At 27.5% G+C, this 1,965-nt stretch carries 2 protein-coding genes; both read left to right on the top strand.

What is annotated here, in order from left to right; translation table 11 throughout:
* A partial coding sequence (locus RWY47_RS03610; RefSeq protein WP_316030239.1) for a DUF1617 family protein occupies positions 1–261 on the top strand: 261 nt, incomplete at its 5' end.
* A 37-nt stretch (positions 262–298) separates the two neighbouring features.
* Positions 299–1,965: phage tail protein (locus RWY47_RS03605; RefSeq protein ID WP_316030238.1), on the top strand; the 1,667-nt coding region annotated here is incomplete at its 3' end.

Here is a 1,965-nt window from a genome sequence, read left to right as displayed (position 1 = left end):
GAAATATATAATTCTGAAAGACAAAAGTTATTAGATAAGTACTGTGTTAAAGATGAAGAAGGTAAAAATAAAATAGATGAAAATAATCAACTTAGAATACCTGATGAAAACATGGATAATTGGAATAAAGAAATTAATGAGTTATTGGATATAGAAATTGAAATAGATATACATAAGTTCAAAATAGATGATTTTTACAATAGCGAATGTGATATGACTCCTGCTGAACTTATAGTAATAGATTATATGATAGAAGACTAGGATTAGATTAATCTTTAAAGAAAGGAGGTTAGTCTAGGTGTTAAACTTAAGAGGTAAAGACAAAATTAAGATAGCAGGACTAGTAGATTATAAAAATTTATATATAGAAAAAGAACTAGCGAGTGGAGATAAAACACTCGCTTTTTTATATCCTAAAACTTCTAAATTCTATTCTGATATAGAAGAAGAATGTTATATAACAACAAAAGAAGATGAATTTATAGTAAAAGAAAAGAACGTTCAAAATGACTATACTGAATTTAAATGTATATTAAATTTAGAAGATCTAGAGGGCAAACCTTGGGAAAGATATGCAAGTGAAGAGCAAACAATAGATAAAGCATTAGCACTTGCATTAGCTGGAACAGGGTGGATAGTTGGGAATTGCTCTTTAAAAAAGAAAAGAACTGTAAGAGCTACTAACGTATCTAGTTTAGCTGTTATACAAGAAATAAGAAAAACATATAGATGTGATTTAGTATTTAACACATTAACTAAAACTATAGACGTACATGAACGGCTAGGAGAAGATAAAGGAACTTATTTTATAGATTCTTTAAATCTAAAAAACTTAGCTATACAAGGTAACTCTTATAATTTTTTTACAAGAATCATTCCTATAGGTAAAGATAACTTAAGAATTTCATCTATAAATAGCGGTAAAGACTATTTAGAAAACTATCAGTACTCTAATAAAGTTAAAACTTATTATTGGATAGATGAAAGATATACAATTGTAGAAAACTTAAAAGAAGATGCCGAAGCTAAGTTAAATGAAATTTCAAAGCCATATAGAGCTTATGTTGCAGATATTATAAACCTAGCTAAGTTAAATGATAAATATAAAGATATACTAGATTTTAAGCTAGGGGATACAGTTTATCTTATTTCTAAAGATAATAAATTTAGAGATAAACAAAGAATTGTAAAGATTATAGAGCATCCAGATGAACATGAATTAGATAGTGTTGAAATTTCTAATACTACATTAAGTTTTGAGGAAACACAAACTCAGTTTCAAGAAGCAGCAGATACTATTGACAATATAACAAGTGACAATGGAACAGTAATTGGTTCAACAATAGATGGAATAGATACTAACCAAATAAAAGATTTTGAAGATAAAGTTATTAAAGTAACCAATATAGATGCTATTAGTGGGAAAATACATAATTTAGAAGCTACTAATGTAACTATTACAGGCGAGTTAAGTTCTGTAAAGGCTACTATAGGAATACTTGAATCAAATGTAGCTACAATAGATAAATTAACAGTAACTAATAGTGCGTCAATAAATGAATTAGAAGCTAATAAAGCTAGCATAAGTCAATTAGAAGCTGTAAATGCATCTATTAAAGTATTAGAAGCTAATGTAGGTAAAATAGATACTCTTTTAAATGGAAATTTATCATCAGAGAATATTCAAGCTGGAGGAATAACTTCAGATAAACTTACTATAACAAATGGATTTATAAAAAATGCTATGATAGATAGTTTAGATGTAAGCAAGGTAAATGCTGGAGATATTAGCACCAATAAGTTTAGAATTACATCTGACGATGGTGGAATTGAAATAGTTGGAGCAACACAACAATTCAAAGATAAAAATAATAAAGTTAGAATCCAAATGGGTAAAGATGCACAAGGCAACTTTAATTTTATTATTAGAGGAGAAGATGGAACTACAACTCTTATAGATCATAA

The sequence above is a fragment of the Paraclostridium sp. MRS3W1 genome (genome assembly GCF_032465715.1).
Classification (GTDB): domain Bacteria; phylum Bacillota; class Clostridia; order Peptostreptococcales; family Peptostreptococcaceae; genus Paraclostridium; species Paraclostridium dentum.
This window is presented reverse-complemented; position numbering and strand designations above follow the sequence as displayed.